Raw genomic sequence first — 17,562 nt, forward strand, 5'->3', positions numbered from 1 at the left:
CGGGATCAGCCGTCCCGGCGCCATGAGACGTCCAGCCGGACTCAGCCGTCCCGGCGGGAGCAGACGTCCGGGCGCGATCAGCCGTCCCGGCCCCATGAGACGTCCGGGCGCGATCAGACGTCCGGGTGGGCCACCGCGAATTCGGCGATCACCCGCTCCAGCGTGATCGCCCCGACCAGCACACCGGCGTGGTCGACCACCGCCACCAGCGGGCTGCGCTGCCCGGCCATCAGGGCGGCCACTTCCAGCAGCGTCCCGTCCAGGCCGACCGTGACCACCCGGGCCAGCCCCTGGTGCAGGCAGTCGCCCACGGTCAGGTCGCCGAGTTCGTCCCAGTAGTGATCCGCGTGCGCCTCGTCGATGGCCCGGGCCAACGCCCGGTCCGCCCGGTAGCTGTCGGGCACCGCCATCCGCAGCACCTGCGTGCCCGGCAGCACCGTACGCGGTCGGCCCCGGTCGTCCACCACGATCATGCCGGGCAACCGGCGTAGCGCCATCAACCGGACCGCGTGGGCCACGGAGTCCCGAACGGTCACCGTCGGTACGGTCACGGCGATCTGCTGTGCCTGCATTCCACCAACTCCCCTGGCCTGGACCAACCTTCGGATACGTCCTGATCACGCGAACCCGCCCTGGAGCTCGGCGAGCCGGCGTTCCAGGCTCGCCAGCCGGTCGGCGACCGAGACGCTGTGCAGCACCTCGGCGACCTGGTCGGCCTCGTCGAGGTCCAGTTCGATCTGGTTGACCGGTACGTCCGGATCGCCCGCGCCGTAGCAGAGCAGCGATCGGCGTCCGGACTGATGCACAAGTACGCCGAAGCGCTGCCCTTCACGGGTCGAGAAGTGGTTGACGACGCCGACGCCGAAAACACTGGTGCGGGTGATCTCCACTGAGGGCTCCTTCGGGTCATTCGAGCAAGGGAGGCTGGTCCCCCTCTACGTTTCGGGAATTCGGCCGACCCGGCCATGGGGTCCGACACCCATCTCTGCCCGCGCGGAACATGCAGGTGAAAGGGGTTGTGGATGGGTGAGCGACCCGATGGACAAACGGGCCGCTCCCGAGCGAGGCTGGCACGGTGACCAATTCCGCTGACCGGGCAGCCATCCCCGAGCCCGGCCGCCGAGAGGAGCCCGGGCACCGAGAAGAGCCCGACCGCCGAGGGACGGACGGGCACCGAGAAGAGGCCGACCGCCGAGGCAAGGACGGGCGACGGGACGAGCCCGGCCGCAGGGCACCTGCCCAGGCGTTGTTCCGCCGCCTGGTCGTGCTGAACGGCCTGGTCTTCACGATCGGTACGCTCGTGCTCGCGCTCTCACCGGCCACCGTCTCCTCACGGGTACGGCTGGCCGAGATCCCGGTGCTGATCGTCGGACTGGCGCTCATCCTGACGGTGAACGCCCTGCTGTTGCGGGCCAGCCTGGCCCCGCTCGAAGCGCTGACCGCGCTGATGCGCCGGGTGGACCTGCTGCGCGGCGGGGACCGGCTGGCGGACTCCGGCAACGGTGACCTGGCGGACCTGATCGCGACCTTCAACGCGATGCTGGACCGGCTGGGGGCCGAACGCAGCGCCAGCAGCGCCGACGCGCTCGCCGCCCAGGAGGCGGAGCGGCAGCGGATCGCGCGGGAACTGCACGACGAGATCGGGCAGAGTCTCACGGTGGTCTTGCTCGGTCTCAAGCGGGCCGTGGACCGGGCCCCGGACGACCTGCGCGACGACCTGCACGCCGTGCAGGAGACGGTGCGGTCCAGCCTCGACGAGGTGGGACGGGTGGCCCGCAGGCTCCGCCCGGACGTGCTGGAGGATCTCGGGCTGCTCAGCGCGATGAACGCGCTGGCGACGGAGTTCTCCCAGGTCAGCGGGGTGCCGGTGGTCCGGCGGGCGAAGCCGGACCTGCCCGCGCTGAGCACGGAGAAGGAACTGGTGATCTACCGGATCGCCCAGGAGAGCCTGACCAACGTGGCCCGGCACGCCGGGGCCGGCCGGGTCGAGCTGTCGCTGCGGCCCGAGGCGGACACGGTCGTGCTGCGGGTCGCCGACGACGGCCTCGGCGAGGTGAGCCGGGAGGGCGCCGGCATCCGGGGAATGCGGGAACGGGCGCTGCTGATCGACGCGCGGCTGTCCATCACCGCCGTGCCCGGCACCGGCACCGAGGTCCGGCTGACCGTTCCCGCCGACGGCCCGATTCCGTCGGCGGCGGAGAGGAAGCGGGGGTAAGCGTGTCCACGACCAAGACCCGGATCATGCTGGCGGACGACCACGCACTGGTCCGGCGGGGCCTGCGACTGATTCTCGACGCCGAGCCCGACATGACGGTGGTCGCCGAGGCCGCCGACGGGGCGGAAGCGGTGGAGATGATCCGCGGGTCCGAGATCGACCTGGCGATTCTGGACATCGCGATGCCGCGGATGACCGGCCTGCAAGCGGCCCGTGAGATCTCCCGGCGAGCCCCCGGCGTACGCATCCTGATGCTCTCGATGCACGACAACGAGCAGTACTTCTTCGAGGCGCTCCGGGCCGGCGCGTCCGGATACGTGCTCAAGTCGGTCGCCGACCGGGACCTGCTGGAGGCGGTCAGGTCGGCGATGCGCGGCGAGCCGTTCCTCTATCCCGGCGCGATCACCGCGCTGATCCGGGACTACCTGCATCGGGCCAGGCAGGGCGAGAAGCTGCCGGAGAGCATCCTCACGCCGCGGGAGGAGGAGGTCACCAAGCTGATCGCCGAGGGTAATTCGGCGAAGGAGATCGCCGAGACGCTGGTGATCAGCGTGAAGACCGTCGACCGGCACCGGGCGAACATCCTCCAGAAGCTCGGCATGCGCGACCGGATCGACCTCACCCGGTACGCGATCCGGGCCGGCCTCGTCGAACCCTGAGGCCCGGGGCCGCGGCTGGGTCCGACACCGGGCAGGGGTCCGACATCGGGCAGGGGTCCGGCGCCGGCCAGGGGTCCGGCACCGGGTCCGGGTCCGGCGCGCCGCACGCGGCGACATCAGCGGCGCTTCCCGGACATCGGCGGCGCTTCCCGATGGCCCCCACGACCTCGCGCTAGGACGAGTCAAGGACGTCGGAAGGACCCGTTTCCTTAGCTTGTGAGCCCGCCGCGCCGGTGGGCGGGGAGTCCCGTCACCCGGCTGATAGGAGCCCACATGAGAAAACCCCTGCCTCGTATCGCCGCCGCGGTGGCGATGGCCGCGGGACTGATCCTGGCCACCACGGGATCCGCCGACGCCGCGCCCGCCTGGTCGTGGCAGACCGGCCACATCTACCGGCTCGAATCGTTGTCGCCGGACGCGGGCAACACCTGCATGCAGGACTCCCGCGAGTTGACCACCTATCACAGGCATCCGGTCGACTGGGTCCGCAACGCTCCGTGCGATCTCTACGACACGTCGTACCGGTGGCAGGTCGTCATCAACGCCAACGGCTGGGCGAACCTCGAGAACGTGGGCAGCGGCAACTGCCTCGACTACTCCCAGGAATACGGATTGCGCGGTTTCCCCTGCTACAACACCAGCTACACCGGGGGATGGCAGGAGTGGCGGCTCGTCACCCGCCAGGCTCACGGCATCACCCAGGTCGTGCTCCAGAACGGGCGGTACCAGGAAGACCACGCCAACATGTGCGCCGATCTCTCCCTCCAGTACGGCCTGCGCGGCTATCCGTGCAATGGAACGTCCCAGGACTCGGGATACCAGGCGTGGCTCGTCTTCGACGTGGCCACCTGAGTCCCCCTGTCGACGAAAGCCCACCGTCGAAGGAAGTCCCCTGTCCAAGGTCGTCGTCCGTCTGTTGACGGACACCGTCCGTACCATCAGCACCTTTTCCCACGAAACGGGGTAACAGATGAGAAAGCCTCTCTCCGGCCGCCGCCTCGCCGCCGCCGCGCTGTCCGCGGTCGCTCTCGCGGGCTGTGGTCTGGCGATGGCGCCTGCCGCCTCCGCCGCCACGGCCCCTGCCGGCGCGCCCGCGGCGCAGGTGAAGCCCGACGCCAACCCGAACTCCTGCATCAGCACGCTCACGCAGTGGGGGTTACGCGGCCACCACGACGCGGATCATCATCTGCAACACGACCGCTGTCGCCGCCTTCGTCAACGCGGAGAACGCCTTCGTCGCCTGTGTGCCCGCATTGGCCGCCACGATAAAGGACGTCAATGACAGGAACTATGACGTTCTGACGTCCGCGTGCTTCCTCGCGGCGTATGGCTGAACCTGCACCCCTGCGGGCCACGGGGCGGCGCTAAGATCGGTTCTGATGCCGGGTCAGACGGGGGTCCGGCACTGATCGTGGAGTGCCGGGGGCATGAGATTCGGCGTGCTGGGGCCGTTGCACGCCCAGGTCGCGGGGTGCGAAGTCCGACTCGACGGAGCGCGGCAGGCGAAGATGCTTGCCGCGCTTCTGGTCGGCGCGAACAACGTCGTCACCATGGAACAGCTCGTTGCCGTGATGTGGGACGGGAAGGTCCCCGCCACCGCGGTCCGCCAGGTCCAGGACGCCATGTCCGGGCTGCGCCGCAACCTCGCCGCGTGCGGGGCGGCGCGTTCCCTGATCAGCACCCGGCGCGGCGGCTACCAGATCCACCTGGAACGGGAGCAGTTGGACCTGCTGGAATTCGACCACCAGCGGCAGCTCGCCGAGCGGCACACCTCACCGTTGGAGACCGCCGTCGCGCTGCGGCGCGCGCTGGCCTGCTGGCGCGGTGACGCCCTGGTCGGCATGGCGAGCCGGGTCCTGGAGCTGGACGCGGCACGGCTGAACGAGAAGCGCGCGGCCACGCACAAGCTGTGCCTGAGCATCGAGGTCGGCCTGGGGCGCCATCGTGAGGTCATCGAGGAACTGACCGCCCTGCTAGGGGAGTTCCCCTTCGACGAGCAGGTCGCCGAGCACGTGATGGTCGCCCTGTACCGGTGCAGGCGGCAGGGCGAGGCGTTACAGGTGTACGAGCGGCTGCGCCGGACGCTCGCGGACGAACTCGGCGTCGATCCCACCCCGCCGCTCCAAGCCCTGCACCAGCGCATTCTGGCCGCCGATCCGTCCCTGGCGGCGCCCGCCCCGGCCCCCGCCCCGGCGAGCGGCCCCGCGGCCACCGGACCGGACGGGCCCGGCGCCGCCGCCGAACCGACCATGGCGCTGCCGGTACGCCAACTGCCCTTAGGCGTGCATGACTTCGTGGGCCGAGCCGACGCGCTGGCGCAGGTCGCACGGCAGTTGGACGTGTCGGCGCCCGACCGGGCCCCGGTGGCCGTCGTCGTGGGCGGTCCCGGTGTCGGCAAATCCTCCCTGGTGACGCACGCCGCGCGGCTGGCCAGCGCCTCCTTTCCCGACGGCCAGCTCTACCTCGACCTCGCCGGAACGTCGGACGCCCCACGGGACCCGGCGCTGATGCTGGCCGAGGCGCTGCGCGCCTTCGGGGTCGGCGGCAGCGCGATCCCGACCGGCCTGCCCGAACGGGCCGCGCTCTACCGGTCGTTACTGGCGGACCGCCGGATGCTGGTGGTACTGGACGACGCCGGTCACGCCAGTCAGGTGCTGCCCCTGCTGCCGGGCGCCGACGGCTGCGCGGTGCTCATCACCAGTCGCATGCTGCTGACGCAGCTTCCCGGCGCCCGGCACATCGACCTGGACGTGCTGAGCCTGGCGGAGGCGCGGGAGTTGTTCACCGGCATCGTCGGGCGGCGGCGGGTCGAGCGGGAACCGGCGGAGGCCGACGCGATCCTCGCCTGCTGCGACAACCTGCCGCTGGCGATCCGGATCGCCGGCGCCAAGCTCACCGGCCGCCCGGCCTGGTCGCTGCGGGTGCTGCGGGAACGGATCGAGGACGAGTCCCGCCGACTGGCCGAGCTGAGGATCGGGGACCTCAGCGTGCGAGCCAACGTCGAACTGAGCGTGCGGCTGCTCCCGCCCGACGCGGTACGCGCGCTGAGCCTGCTGGGGCTGCTCGGCGCGTCCACCCTGCCCGGCTGGGTGGTCGGCCCGCTGCTGGACCGCCGCGACGCCGACGACGTGCTGGACACCCTCGTCGACGCCAGCCTGGTCCGTCTCACCACCACCGACGCCATCGGCCAGCCGCGCTACCGGCTGCACGACCTGATCAGGACCTGTGCCGTGGAGCTCGCCGCACAGCTGCCGGAGGCGGACAGGCGGGACGCGATGGTCCGCGTACTGGCCTCCTGGCTCGATCTGGCCGGGCGCGCCACCGATCGGCTGCCCGCAGGGCTGCTGGTCGCCGAACCCGGTTCCGCGCCGCGCCGTTCGCTGCCGGACGCGGTCGTGGACCGGCTGATGGCCGACCCGGTCGCCTGGTTCGACGCCGAACGCGTCACCCTGCTCGGCGCGGTGCGGCTGGCCGTGGACTGGGGACTGGACGAATTGGCCTGGGAGTTGGCGGCAGGTCCCGCGACCTACTACGACCACCGGTGCCTGTACCAGGACTGGGAGCACGGGCACCTGCTCGCGTTGGGAGCGGCCGAGGCCGCGGGCAATACGCGCGGTGCGTCGGTGCTGCTGCGCGGCCTTGGCCAACTGAACATCTACCGCGACGAGTTCGACGGGGCGACCCGCGCCCTGGAGTCCTCCGCCGCCCTGTGCCAGAACGGCGAGGACAAGCGCGGCCAGGCGTTGGCGATGGCCATGCTGAGCACGATCAGCCGGGTGCAGGGCCGTTACGACGAAGCCGCCGCCCGTATCGAGCGGGCCCTGTCCATCGCGGTCGGTGAGGGCGACCGCCACCTCGAAGCCCAACTGTCCTGTTCGATGGGCGTGATGCGGCTCATGCAGGACGAACTCGACGAGGCGGAGTCCTGGTTCGGCGAGGCGTTGCGCCAGGCAAGGGCGCTCGACGACGGGCATCGGGTGGCGGTCGTGCTGCGGCGGTTCAGCCGGCTGCACGACCGGCGCGGCGATCCGGACGAGGCGCTGCGCTGCCTGGGGCAGGCGCTGGCCGCCTTCGAGGAACTGGCCGACGAGCGGTGCGCCGCGTACACACTGCTGGAAGTCGGCCGCGTGCACGCCGGCCGGCACGACCGGGACCGGGCAGGCCCGGCGCTGGAACGCGCGGCCGGAATCTTCCAACGACACGGCGACCGCCACGACGAAGCCGCGTGCTGGCAACTGCTCGGCGACCTGGACGCCGCCGCCGGAGCCCACGACCTGGCACACCGCCACCACGAACGCGCACTGCGGCTGTGGCAGACCATCGGTGACGCGCACCGGACGAAGGCCCCGGCGCCCCCGTCGTCACCATGACGACGCCGCGCGGTCCGTCCGTACCGCCACCCAGGGGAATTCCAGATCACGGGGCGTGGGCCACCGGGGGCGGCGGGGTCGGGGTGGGTAGTCTCGCGCTGCCCCGGGTGCAGTTCCGCCTGCGCGCCGACCGATGGAGATGACCTATCGCCGAGTCGAAGGCCGCCACCGCGGGGGCCTCCCCCGGAACCCAGCCGCCCGAGGCCGAGCGGCTGCGGACGATGTTGCGCGACCCCGCCTACCGGCGAGCGCTGCTCTTCTGCGCCCTGATCGGCATTCCGGTGTCCGCGCTGGCCTTCTGGTTCCTCGCGGCGCTGCACGAGTTGGAGCAGTTGGTCTGGACGGACTGGCCCAAGGATCTGGGGTGGCCGCACGCACCCTGGTGGTGGCCCTTTCCGGCGTTCGCGCTGGCGGGACTGGTCGTCCCGCTGGTGGCGGGCCGGTTGCCCGGCCGCGGCGGACACGTACCGGCGGCCGGGTTGCACTCAGGTGGGCCAACGAGGGCAGCGATTCCCGGTGTGATCATCGCGGCGCTGTTCAGCCTGCCGCTGGGCGCGGTGCTGGGACCCGAGGCCCCGCTGATCGCGCTCGGCGGTGGGCTGGCCCTGGTCTTCCGTGACCTGGCGCGCGCGCCGGCCTCACCGCAGAGCACCGCCCTGCTCGGTGCCGCCGGTTCCGCGGCGGCGATCTCCGCGATCTTCGGCAACCCCCTGGTGGCGGGCATTTTGCTGATGGAGGTGGCGGGCGTGGGCGGGCCGCAGCTCTTCGCCGTGATGCTGCCGGCCCTGCTGGCCAGCGGCATCGGATCGGTGATCTTCAGCGGGTTCGGCCAGTGGACCGGCTTCAAGACCGGGAGCCTGGCGGTCGGTCTGCCCGCCCCTCCCGTGCTGGACACCGGTGACGTCGTCTGGTCGCTGCTGATGGGGCTGGTCATCGGAGCGGCCGTCCACGTACTCGTGGTGGGCGGACGGTACGTGGCGGTCTTCGTGTCCGGCCGACTGCTGCCGCACACGACACTCTGCGCGCTGGCGGCCGGCGGGTGCGTCGCGCTCTTCGCGGTCAGCACCGGCCGCTCGCCGTCCGAGGCGGCGCTTTCGGGCCAGGCGACGCTGTCGCAGTTGGCCAAGGACCCGCATGCCTGGTCGGTGGGGGCGCTGGTGGCGGTGCTCGTCTTCAAGGGGGCCGCCTACGTCCTGTGCCTGGGGAGCCTGCGCGGCGGCCCGGTCTTCCCGGCGCTTTTCCTGGGCGGAGCCGCGGGCGCGCTGCTCGCCCCGCTGCCGGGGCTCGGCCTGGTACCCGCGATGGCGGCCGGGATGGCGGCGGCGGCCACATCGGCGCTGCGGCTGCCGGTCAGCAGCGTCGTACTGGTCGCGATCATGCTCGGCCACTCCGGCTCCGTGCCGGTCATCGTCCTCGCCTCCGTGATCTCCTTCATGGCCGCCGAACTGCTGCCACAGGGGCCCGTTCTTTCCGGATGACCCGCGTGACCCCGGCCCCGGTCCTGCTCCCCCTCCGGCTCCGGCTCCGGCCTTAATTCTGCTCCTGCTCCTGCTCAGCGGACGCGGTGGTCAGGACGCCGCACAGGGGTCCGGTCGGGGACGGGGAATTCGTCTCCGGCGAGCACGAGCGTGCAGGTCGGAGGCTGGGATCGGTGGTGCGGTCGCCCCTCCACGCGGACGGCGAAGGGCCGGGGCGGGTCCTCCGGCAGTTCCCCGGAGAGCGTGAGCCGGTCGGCGTTCCCGTCCTCCCGGTGGCCCACCTCCCGCCCGTCGACGAGGAGTTCGACCTCTCGGTGGTGTCCGCCGCTGACGTCCACGCTGATCGAGTGCCCGGCGTGTTCGATGTGGAAGTGGTGGAGCTGGTTCATAGCGGCCTCGTTCAGGCGCTGGAAAGCGATCGGGGGGCGAGACGCCCGATCCGTCGGCGGACCTCTTCGCCCGCGGGTCGCGCTCGGCGGCGAGAGCGCCTTTCCATCAGATCACGGTCGGGACGTCGCCGCGCGGCGGCCCGTGGCCAACGGACGCATCACCGCACGCGCGGACCCGGCCCCGCATCACGCGGGACCGTGCGGAGAACCATGGCCCGGCTCAGCGGAATCCGCCGGCTCCACCGCCGCTACGCGGGCGAGGCGACCCGCTCCCCCACCGGCTCGGCCTTCCCGTTCCTGACTCGCCCCAGCAGCCCCGCCGCCTCCGGCACCCGCTGGAGCGCCCCCAGCAGCAGCACCCACAGGTCGTGCAGCCGCTCCTCGATCTGGTCGCGGCCGTCCAGCGCGTCGGAGACGGTGTGGAGGCCGAAGAAGGCGTAGACGACACCGGGGGCCGCGACCGCCGGGGCGACGCCGTCGGCCAGTTCCCCACGGCGGCCGGCCTCCTCCAGCAACGCGGTCACCGTCTCGATCCAGGGACTGAACGGGGTCGGCAGCCTCGCGTCGATCGCCTTGCGCTCCATCCACAGCCGGGACCCGGCGCGCACGACGACATCGTCGCGGAAGGCGCGCGCCACGGTGAAGCTGAGCGCGACGAGTTTCTCCAGCGCGGGCGCGTCGGCCGTCCGGGCGCGGTCGACCAGTTCCGGCCAGGTCGCGAAGTGCGCCTCGACGACGGCCAGCGCGAGTTTCTCCTTGTTGGCGAAATGAAAGTAGATCGCTCCGCTGGTGCGGCCGGACAGCGCGCTGATGTCGCTGATACTCGTCCCCGCATAACCACGTTCGTCGAACAGACGCGCCGCGGCCTCCAGCAGAAACCGCCGTGTCGTCTCCGCCCGCTCCTGCACGTTCACTCCGCCTGCCGCGCCGTCACCAACAGCAGGCAATCTACTACCTCCGCGTAACATCCACGAAGCAATGCGCGTGCAAATCCCCAGGGCGTGAGTTCTCCTTATGGTATGAATTCTCCGACAGGGGTCGGCGGTCGTGCCCGTCCGCTGACCTGGTCCCGGACGGTCCCCCGCGAGACAGTGCACCGCGCGTCCGTCGCCGAGGTTCTCCTGACCGACGTACGGCCGACGGCGGACGACGCGTTCGAGGCCGCCGCCGCCTGGCCCCGATCGCATACGACCTTCCCCCTCGACGGGACCGACCGGCACAGCCCGCTGGTCCTGGTGGAGACCCTGCGGCAACTCGGCATCTACATACCCCTGCGCTGGTACGGGGTCCCGCCCACCAGCCACCTGCTCATCACCGACCTGTCATTCGACCTGCGGCCCGGACGCGCGCCGCGGGCGGGCCACGGCTGCACCGAGGTGACGTGCCGGATCGCGGTCGGCGGGCGCCGCCAGGGGGCGGACGGCGTCACCACCGGCCTGCGGCTCGACGTCACCTACCTCGCCGACGGCCGGGCGTTCGCGCAGGCCAACGGGGGTGCCCGTTTCCTGAGCGCTCACGGATACGCGGCGCTGCGCGCCGAACGCCTCACGGCACGCCAGCCGCCGCCGACGGCCGACGGGCGCCCCGCGCCCGCCGCGCTGGCCGTCGCCCACCTCAGAGATGTGCTGATCACCCACCGCGGCGGCACGGTCGAGATCGACCCGGCCGACCCCTGCCACCCGTTCTTCTTCGACCACCCGACCGACCACGTCCCCGGCATGGTGCTCCTGGAGGCGGCGCGGCAGGCAGCCGCCGAGGTCAGCGGCGGCGTACTACTCCATCCGACGTGCGGCCGTCTGGTGGCGGCGCGGTTCGCCGAGTTCACGCCGCGGGCCAGCGTGGAGTGCGTCCCGCACCACCGGACCTGCGTCTTCCGCATCCACAACGGCGCCGAGCGCGCCGCTTTCGGCGTACTCGGATACGGCGACTCGGGTGATTACGCAGAGGACTCACTTGACTACGTTGGGTTGACGTCCATAACGTAACGATCGATATGTTCTTGGCGGTCTCCCAGACGGCCCTTTTACGGGGCCGCGTCCGCCGAGGGCCCGCGCCCGTCTGCTTTCACCGGTATGCCGACCCCGCCGCGAGGAATGCGACGTCGCATCGCCGGCACATTCAGGCATTCCTGAAAAGGAAATCCCCGATGAACTCTCATCCCATTCTTTCGTGGACACCCGCGGCCATCGTCTTCGACTGCGACGGCACACTCATGGACACCGAACGCCATTGGCAGCAGGCCCGCGAACTGGCCATGAACGATGTCGGGGTCGCCCCCGCCGAGGGCTTCGCCGAACGGGCGAAGGGCCTGCACTTCACCGAGTGCGGTCAGCTCATGGCCGACGAAGCAGGCCGCCCCGAGCTCGGCGTCCAGCTCACCTCCGGCCTGCTGCACCACTTCCGCGCGCTGGTGGCCCGCGAACCGCAGACCATGCGCGGCGCGCGGGAGCTGGTGGAGACGGCCGCCAAGTTCGCCCCGCTCGCGGTCGCCAGCAACTGCCCCCTGGACGTCGTGGAGACCTGCCTCGACCACGCCGGACTCCGGGACCACTTCGACCACATCGTGGTCGCCGACGAGGACAACCGGCCCAAGCCCCACCCGGACGTCTACCTGACCGCGGCCCGGCTCTGCGGCGCCGCGCCGGGCGACACACTGGCGGTCGAGGACTCCGCCTGCGGGGTGGAGGCGGCCGTACGCGGCGGCCTGCGCGTCGTCGGCGTCGGCCCCTGGCCGGGCGAGGACATCGCGGCGCGGGTCGACCTGTGGGTCGCGACGCTCGACGAGCCGGGCATCTTCGAGTGGGCGACGCGCCGGATGGCCCAGCGGCTGCCGGTCTGATCCAACCCGCCGCGGACCGGCGGGTCTCCCGCCCCGTGTCCTCCGGACGGACCGGCCCACTCCCCCGCTGCCCCGTCCGCCCGCGGGTCACCCGCCGGGTCCGCCGGTCGTCCGTCAGCCGCGTGGCCGGTCAGGCACTCTGTTCCTCCGGTACGTCCCCCGCCGCCGCGAGCAGCGGGCCCAGCCGGGAGACGGTTCCGCGCGCGGAGGAGAACAGCAGCGCGATCCCCACCGCGCCAGGATCCGGGACGCCGGCCGCCCGGTCGCCGAGGTAGCTCGCGCGGCCGCGCCGGGCCGTCAGCCGGGCGGTGTTGCCGACGCCTTCCCACGCGGCCCGCGCCGCGTGGGCCACGGCCGTGGCCGGGTCGGTCCCCGGCGGCTGCGCCGTCAGCGCGTCGGAGGCCGGGGCGAGCGCGTCGACCAGGGTCTTGTCGCCAACGGTCGCCTCTCCGACCCGCTGAATGGCCGCGAGGCCGTTGCCGACACCGGCGGCCAGCGCTCCGGCGTCGGGTCCCCCCTCGCTCACCGCGAGCGCCGCCGCCATCTCATGGAACAGCAGGCCGAACAGGGGCCCGCTGGTGCCGCCGACCTCATCGAGGAAAGCGGCTGCGGCGGCGTCCAGCGGGCCGGCGCAGCTCGCCTCGGGGGGCCTGACCCGCTCCGGTGCGCCGTTCGAGGCGGCCTTCCACGCCTTCGGGCCGATCGGGTCGTCGAGACGTCGCAGCGTCGCCCGGAGGCCCGCGACGAGGTTCGCGCCGAAGTCACCGTCGCCGACCTGCTGGTCCAGTGCGGTCAGTTCGGGCTCGGTGGCCTCCGCGGAGGCGGCGAAGCGGCGTATCCAGGCATCGGTGAACGCGGTGCGGGACGGTGCGGCCATGACTGCCTCCGGGGAACTCGTGAGTCGCGGGGTTCCTATACGACCGGTGCGGTCGCGGGCCAGGCGGGGGTGTGGGCGGGCGCGTCGTAGTAGGCGAGGGTGTCCGCGTCGGCCACCAGCAACGTCAGCGAGAAGCCGCGCATGTCCAGGGCCGTGACGAAGTCGCCGACCAGGGTGCGCTCGACGGCCGCGCCGCGCCCGTCGAGCACCTTGGTGACCTCGTGCAGGACGGCGTACAGCTCCATCCTGGTGATGCCGCCGAGGCCGTTGACCAGCACGATCACCGACGTGCCGGAGACCAGGCCCAGGGGGTCGGCCAGCGTGCCGACCATGTCCGCGGCCAGGTCGCGCAACGGGCGTTCGCGCAGCGTGCGACGGGCCCGTTCACCATGGATGCCGACGCCGTACTCGAGACCGCCGGCCGGCAGGTCGAAGGCGGGCAGGCCGGTGGCGGGAGCGGTGTGGGCGGCGGAGGCCACGGCCATGCTGCGGCAGCGGCCCACCACGTCCACGCCCAGGGCGGCCAGGTCCTTCAGGCCCATCCCGGTGTCCGCCGCCGCGCCGAGGATCTTCTCGACCAGCACCGTCGCGCCGGTGCCCCGGCGGCCGTTCACGACCTCCGCGGAGTCCGAGGCGGCGTCGTCGTCGATCAGGACCCGCGCGCAGTCGACGCCCTCACGAGCGAGCCGTTCGGCGGCGATACCGAAGTTGATCTTGTCGCCGGTGTAGTTCTTCACCAGGTGCAGCACACCGTTCTCCCGCGCCACGGCGAGCGAGGCGGCGAAGATCTGGCGGTTGTGCGGCGAGGCGAAGACGCGGCCGGGACAGGCGGCGTCCAGCATGCCCGCGCCCACATAGCCGATGTGCAGCGGTTCGTGCCCCGAGCCGCCACCGGACACCAGGCCCACGCGCCGCGCGGGCGACGGGGTCAGCGCCCGTACGAAGCCGTTCGCCTCGTCCCAGGCGACGCTGTCGGCGTGCGCCCGTTCGAAACCGGCCAGGGAGTCCACGACGAGGTCGTCGATCTCGTTCGCGAAGTAAAGGCCCATGGTGCACCAGACCTTTCCGGAGAACGCGGTCGGTCTCCTGCGTAATCATGCTGTTCGGTATCACCCGAAACGGCAACTTTCCGCCCACGTACGAGTGGCTGTCGCAGAAGTACCGGACGTACGAGCGGGCGGTCGGGTATAAGGCGTGCCGCGTGGCCGTCGGAGGTTATCTCCCTCTCGGGACACGCAGAATCTATGTCGGCCGGAGTAGACATTCGGCGGTGACGTGGTTATGGTTTCTCTCGTAGCCGAGATCAGCAAGGCCCGGCAGACACGAACTGCCGGGCAGCAGTACGCGAAGTGCAGGACGCAGGACGGTGCGGTGGTGGAGTTCCAGAGCCGGGGTTGTTGCCAGACGGGCGATGGGACTGGCCGCCGGACCGGGTGGCCCGAGGTGATCAGGGGCCGCCACGAGCAGTACCGCAGTGCCAAGAGATGATTCAGAGAGTTGATCCCGAGGGAAGAACGGAGGAGCCGAGCGCCATCAGGATCGCCCGGGCGGATTTTCGGGCCCGGGTACCGCAGGACATCGATAGTGAGGTGGTCTCCGGTCAAGCAACCGCGATCCCCGCATCAGCCGCCAAACCCCTCCCGGTGGCGATGCGGACACAGAGAGCCGGCGCAGTACGTAAGCCGGTAGATGGTGTAGCAGTTCCTTCGGGGCCTTGGTGCCGTTCGGCACCAAGGCCCCTCAAGCGCGTTCCACAGAGAGGCGAGATGACAGCAGACGACTCGTTCGGCCGACTCGACGACGACGACTACCCCGCGTACACCATGGGCCGAGCAGCCGAGATACTCGGTACCACCCAAGGCTTCCTCCGCGCGATCGGCGAAGCCCGCCTGATCACCCCGCTGCGTTCCGCGGGCGGACACCGCCGCTACTCCCGCTACCAACTGCGCATCGCCGCACGCGCCCGCGAGCTCGTCGACCAGGGCACCCCCGTCGAGGCGGCGTGCCGCATCGTCATCCTCGAGGACCAGCTCGCGGAGGCCCAGCGCATCAACGAGGAGCTGAGTTCCTCCAAGCCCCGCGACCGGGCCACCGGCTGAACGACTGCCGACCTCAGCGATTCCCTACCTGAACGACTCGCTCCCAGGACGACTCCGACGTGCCATCGCCCGGCGTTCCGCGTGCTCCCGGCGAAGGCCCGAGCCGTGTCCTCGCCGCTCCCGGCGAGAGCCGCTTGTTGGGAACGGGCCTGGGTGGGAGGGTTGTGGGGACCGTCGTCCCGGCCGCCACGGAGTGGCCGGGTGGAGTGGTCGCGCTGGTGTCGTTCCCTCGGGCGTGTGCCCTGTGGTCCCCGGTGGCATGTGCTGGTCGATGTGCGCGACCTCGTGGTCCCGCGCTGTGAGGGGATTGAGTCATGGCGGAAGAGACTGATGCCGGCAGGGTGCGTTCCGGTCCGAAGCGGTGGGCATGACCGCGCACGGTCTGGCGCGGGCACTGGCCGGGTTGCTGGAGGCCAGCCATACGGCGCCGTTCGAGCGGTTGCCGCGCCTGCTGGACACCGCGGCCAAGCAGGCCGGCGCGGGCGGGGCCCGGCTCTTCGTGGCGGATCTCCAGGAGGAGGTACTGCGCGAGGTGACCGGGACCGGCCTGAACGCCGGCGAAGGCGGCGAGGAGCACCGGATCGAGGGCACCTTGCCCGGTCGCGCCTACCAGATCACACAGGTCACCGCCCCGGCGTCCGGCGGGGCGTGCTGGATGCCGGTGCGGGACGGCACGGAACGTCTGGGCGTCCTGCACGTCGAGCCCGGCCCCGACGACACGGGCACGCCCGACGGTGAGGTGGCGCTGGCGCTGGCGTCGATGGCCGGACTGCTGCTGGTCTCCAAGCGGGCCAACAGCGACTCCCACGCCCGGCTGACCCGCACCCGGCCGATGGGCGTGCCCGCCGAACTGCAATGGGCGCTGATGCCGCCACGGACCTTCTCCGACCAGCGGGCCACGGTCAGCGCCTTCATGGAACCGGCCTACGAGGTGGCCGGGGACGCCTTCGAGTACGCGCTGGCGGACGACATCCTGCACCTGGCGATCTTCGACGCCATGGGCCACGACACGTCCGCCGGACTGACCGCCGCTTTGGCGATGTCCACCTGCCGCAGCCACCGCCGCTCCGGCGCCACCATTCCCGACGCCAGCAGAGCCATCGAAGACACTCTGGTCGGGCAGTTCGGACACACCCGGTACGCCACCGGCGTCCTGGCGGACCTGGAACTGGACACCGGCAAGTTCAGCTGGGTCAACCGCGGCCACCTGCTGCCGGTACTGATCCGCGGGGGCCGGTGGTCCAGCACCCTGTACTGCCCTCCGGCCGGGCCGATGGGCAGCGGATTCAACCTGCCGGTCGAGCAGCGCACCGAGCAGTTGGAGCCCGGAGACCGGCTGCTGCTGTTCACCGACGGCATCACCGAGGCCCGCGACAGCGACGGCCGGGAATTCGGTGTGGAGCGTTTCACCGACTTCATCACCCGCCACCACGCGGACAACCTTCCCGTCGACGAGACGCTGCGCCGCCTGATGCGCACCGTCATGGAGTACCACCACGGACGCCTCGAGGACGACGCCACCGTCCTGTTCTGCGAATGGCACGGCCCGGACGGCGCGACGGGGGGTCAGGCGGCTCGGGCGAGTTCGGCGCGGCCGAACAGCAGGGCGTAGCCGGCGGGGAGTTCGTTGATGGTGCGGGTGAGCAGGTCGCCGGGCAGGAGGGCGGCGACGGTGCTCAGGACGGCGCCGGTGTCCCAGCGGGCGACGGCGGGGGTGACGCCGGTGCGGGCCGCGATGTCCTGGACGAAGCTCCAGCCGGTGCGGGGCTGCGCGGTGGGCGCCTGGGCGGTGAGGACGTCAGCGGCCTGACGGGGCAGATGGGCGGCGAGCGCCGTGCGCGGGTCGTCGCCGAGCTGGCTTCCCAGGGCCGCGAGCACGGCGTGGACGGCCTGCTCTGCGCGTTCGCGGGTGGGGTAGGCGCCGTCGTAACGGACGGTTTCCAGCATCTGGTCGTAGGTGAGCGCCGACGCGGTCCGGCGCTGTTCGGACTGGGCGGGCATGGCTGCGGCGGTGGCCTTCCGTTTCGGGCGGCGGCCGGGCCCGGTGAGCGGGGCCGGCCGCCGGGTGGGGTGGAGGAGATGTCGGTCGGCGGCGAAGGAGGGTGCCGACGGGTTCGCGTCCTTCGCCGCGCGGTACCGCAGGCGGCGGGGGCGGTACCGCGGGCGGCGGTGGCTCAGCCGGCGATCTGCCGGCGGTTGTCGCCCGCGCCGACGGAGATCTTGCGGGGCTTGGCCCGCTCGGCGATCGGGATGCGCAGCGTCAGCACCCCGGCCTCGTAGTCGGCCTGGATCTGCTCGGTGTCCAGGGAGTCGGCCAGCACGATCTGGCGGGAGAAGACCCCCAGCGGCCGCTCGGACAGATCCATCTGCACGCCCTCGTCGTGCGGGGCGGGCCTGCGCTCGGCCTTCACCGTCAGCATGTTGCGCTCGACGTCGATGTCGATCGCGTCCGGCGAGACCCCGGGGATGTCGAAGGACACCACGTACTGCTCGCCGTCGCGGTAGGCGTCCATCGGCATCGCGGCGGGCCTCGACCAGGTGCCGGGGCGCAGGAGCTGCTCGGTGAGTCGGTCCAGTTCACGGAAAGGGTCGGTACGCATCAGCATCGCGGAACACCTCCAGGAAGTCGGGCGCTT

The 17,562-nt window shown here is 71.7% G+C and carries 18 protein-coding genes; 9 read left to right on the forward strand and 9 right to left on the reverse strand.

The genetic code is table 11. From position 1 onward, the window contains the following. Window positions 1-113 precede the first annotated feature (113 nt). Together ACIP4Z_RS16805 and ACIP4Z_RS16810 are read right to left on the reverse strand one after the other, a co-directional pair. Window positions 114-572 carry a CBS domain-containing protein gene (locus ACIP4Z_RS16805; RefSeq protein ID WP_355342569.1) on the reverse strand — a complete coding sequence of 153 codons (459 nt, stop codon included), beginning with the start codon at window positions 570-572 and terminating at the stop codon, window positions 114-116. Between the two features lie 45 nt (window positions 573-617). After that, window positions 618-890 (reverse strand): hypothetical protein, encoded by a 273-nt coding sequence (locus ACIP4Z_RS16810; RefSeq protein ID WP_188280217.1) that lies wholly within the window; start codon window positions 888-890, stop codon window positions 618-620. A 356-nt stretch (window positions 891-1,246) separates the two neighbouring features. Between ACIP4Z_RS16810 and ACIP4Z_RS16815 the strand changes: the two genes are divergently transcribed. The 3 genes from ACIP4Z_RS16815 (at window position 1,247) to ACIP4Z_RS16825 (ending at window position 3,726) form a co-directional block, all read left to right on the forward strand. Next, on the forward strand, window positions 1,247-2,215 hold the full coding sequence (locus ACIP4Z_RS16815) for a histidine kinase (protein ID WP_401308917.1): 969 nt from the start codon (window positions 1,247-1,249) through the stop codon (window positions 2,213-2,215). A 26-nt stretch (window positions 2,216-2,241) separates the two neighbouring features. Then, window positions 2,242-2,874, forward strand: a complete 633-nt coding sequence (locus tag ACIP4Z_RS16820; protein ID WP_188280250.1) for a response regulator transcription factor — start codon at window positions 2,242-2,244, stop codon at window positions 2,872-2,874. A 273-nt stretch (window positions 2,875-3,147) separates the two neighbouring features. After that, entirely contained in the window at window positions 3,148-3,726 is a 579-nt protein-coding gene (locus ACIP4Z_RS16825) for a hypothetical protein (protein WP_401308715.1), read from the forward strand. 304 nt (window positions 3,727-4,030) lie between these two features. Here ACIP4Z_RS16825 and ACIP4Z_RS16830 read toward each other — a convergent pair whose 3' ends face one another. Beyond that, window positions 4,031-4,153, reverse strand: coding sequence for a hypothetical protein (locus ACIP4Z_RS16830; RefSeq protein ID WP_401308718.1), 123 nt, complete (start codon window positions 4,151-4,153; stop codon window positions 4,031-4,033). Window positions 4,154-4,301: 148 nt separating this feature from the next. Here ACIP4Z_RS16830 and ACIP4Z_RS16835 point away from each other — a divergent pair, with 148 nt between their 5' ends. Together ACIP4Z_RS16835 and ACIP4Z_RS16840 are read left to right on the forward strand one after the other, a co-directional pair. Next, window positions 4,302-7,244: a BTAD domain-containing putative transcriptional regulator gene (locus ACIP4Z_RS16835; protein WP_401308721.1), complete on the forward strand. Its 2,943-nt coding sequence runs from the start codon at window positions 4,302-4,304 to the stop codon at window positions 7,242-7,244. Between the two features lie 221 nt (window positions 7,245-7,465). After that, window positions 7,466-8,722, forward strand: coding sequence for a chloride channel protein (locus ACIP4Z_RS16840; protein ID WP_401308724.1), 1,257 nt, complete (start codon window positions 7,466-7,468; stop codon window positions 8,720-8,722). A 74-nt stretch (window positions 8,723-8,796) separates the two neighbouring features. On the opposite strand, the gene ACIP4Z_RS16845 is transcribed toward ACIP4Z_RS16840, so the two are convergent. After that, entirely contained in the window at window positions 8,797-9,111 is a 315-nt protein-coding gene (locus ACIP4Z_RS16845) for a hypothetical protein (RefSeq protein ID WP_401308727.1), read from the reverse strand. Window positions 9,112-9,359: 248 nt separating this feature from the next. Then, complete coding sequence (locus ACIP4Z_RS16850) at window positions 9,360-10,019, reverse strand: ScbR family autoregulator-binding transcription factor (protein WP_355342587.1); 660 nt, start codon at window positions 10,017-10,019, stop codon at window positions 9,360-9,362. Window positions 10,020-10,130: 111 nt separating this feature from the next. Here ACIP4Z_RS16850 and ACIP4Z_RS16855 point away from each other — a divergent pair, with 111 nt between their 5' ends. Then, window positions 10,131-11,096: a ScbA/BarX family gamma-butyrolactone biosynthesis protein gene (locus tag ACIP4Z_RS16855; RefSeq protein WP_401308730.1), complete on the forward strand. Its 966-nt coding sequence runs from the start codon at window positions 10,131-10,133 to the stop codon at window positions 11,094-11,096. Between the two features lie 161 nt (window positions 11,097-11,257). Further along, entirely contained in the window at window positions 11,258-11,950 is a 693-nt protein-coding gene (locus ACIP4Z_RS16860) for an HAD family phosphatase (protein WP_355342593.1), read from the forward strand. A gap of 130 nt (window positions 11,951-12,080) precedes the next feature. Here ACIP4Z_RS16860 and ACIP4Z_RS16865 read toward each other — a convergent pair whose 3' ends face one another. Both ACIP4Z_RS16865 and ACIP4Z_RS16870 read right to left on the reverse strand, forming a co-directional pair. Continuing rightward, on the reverse strand, window positions 12,081-12,827 hold the full coding sequence (locus tag ACIP4Z_RS16865) for a DAK2 domain-containing protein (RefSeq protein ID WP_391046127.1): 747 nt from the start codon (window positions 12,825-12,827) through the stop codon (window positions 12,081-12,083). Between the two features lie 35 nt (window positions 12,828-12,862). Then, on the reverse strand, window positions 12,863-13,876 hold the full coding sequence (locus tag ACIP4Z_RS16870; RefSeq protein WP_401308735.1) for a dihydroxyacetone kinase subunit DhaK: 1,014 nt from the start codon (window positions 13,874-13,876) through the stop codon (window positions 12,863-12,865). Window positions 13,877-14,593: 717 nt separating this feature from the next. Between ACIP4Z_RS16870 and ACIP4Z_RS16875 the strand changes: the two genes are divergently transcribed. Both ACIP4Z_RS16875 and ACIP4Z_RS16880 read left to right on the forward strand, forming a co-directional pair. Beyond that, window positions 14,594-14,926, forward strand: coding sequence for a MerR family transcriptional regulator (locus tag ACIP4Z_RS16875; RefSeq protein ID WP_391046130.1), 333 nt, complete (start codon window positions 14,594-14,596; stop codon window positions 14,924-14,926). A gap of 367 nt (window positions 14,927-15,293) precedes the next feature. After that, window positions 15,294-16,538 carry a PP2C family protein-serine/threonine phosphatase gene (locus ACIP4Z_RS16880; RefSeq protein WP_401308738.1) on the forward strand — a complete coding sequence of 415 codons (1,245 nt, stop codon included), beginning with the start codon at window positions 15,294-15,296 and terminating at the stop codon, window positions 16,536-16,538. Here ACIP4Z_RS16880 and ACIP4Z_RS16885 read toward each other — a convergent pair. Both ACIP4Z_RS16885 and ACIP4Z_RS16890 read right to left on the reverse strand, forming a co-directional pair. Further along, window positions 16,493-16,927, reverse strand: a complete 435-nt coding sequence (locus ACIP4Z_RS16885; protein ID WP_401308741.1) for a DUF2267 domain-containing protein — start codon at window positions 16,925-16,927, stop codon at window positions 16,493-16,495. The two genes, ACIP4Z_RS16880 and ACIP4Z_RS16885, sit on opposite strands and share 46 nt — an antisense overlap. A gap of 173 nt (window positions 16,928-17,100) precedes the next feature. Next, on the reverse strand, window positions 17,101-17,532 hold the full coding sequence (locus ACIP4Z_RS16890; RefSeq protein ID WP_355342611.1) for an Hsp20/alpha crystallin family protein: 432 nt from the start codon (window positions 17,530-17,532) through the stop codon (window positions 17,101-17,103). Window positions 17,533-17,562: the final 30 nt, after the last annotated feature.

The sequence above is a fragment of the Streptomyces sp. NPDC088910 genome, from assembly GCF_044749865.1.
In the GTDB taxonomy this organism is placed as follows: Bacteria; Actinomycetota; Actinomycetes; order Streptomycetales; family Streptomycetaceae; genus Actinacidiphila.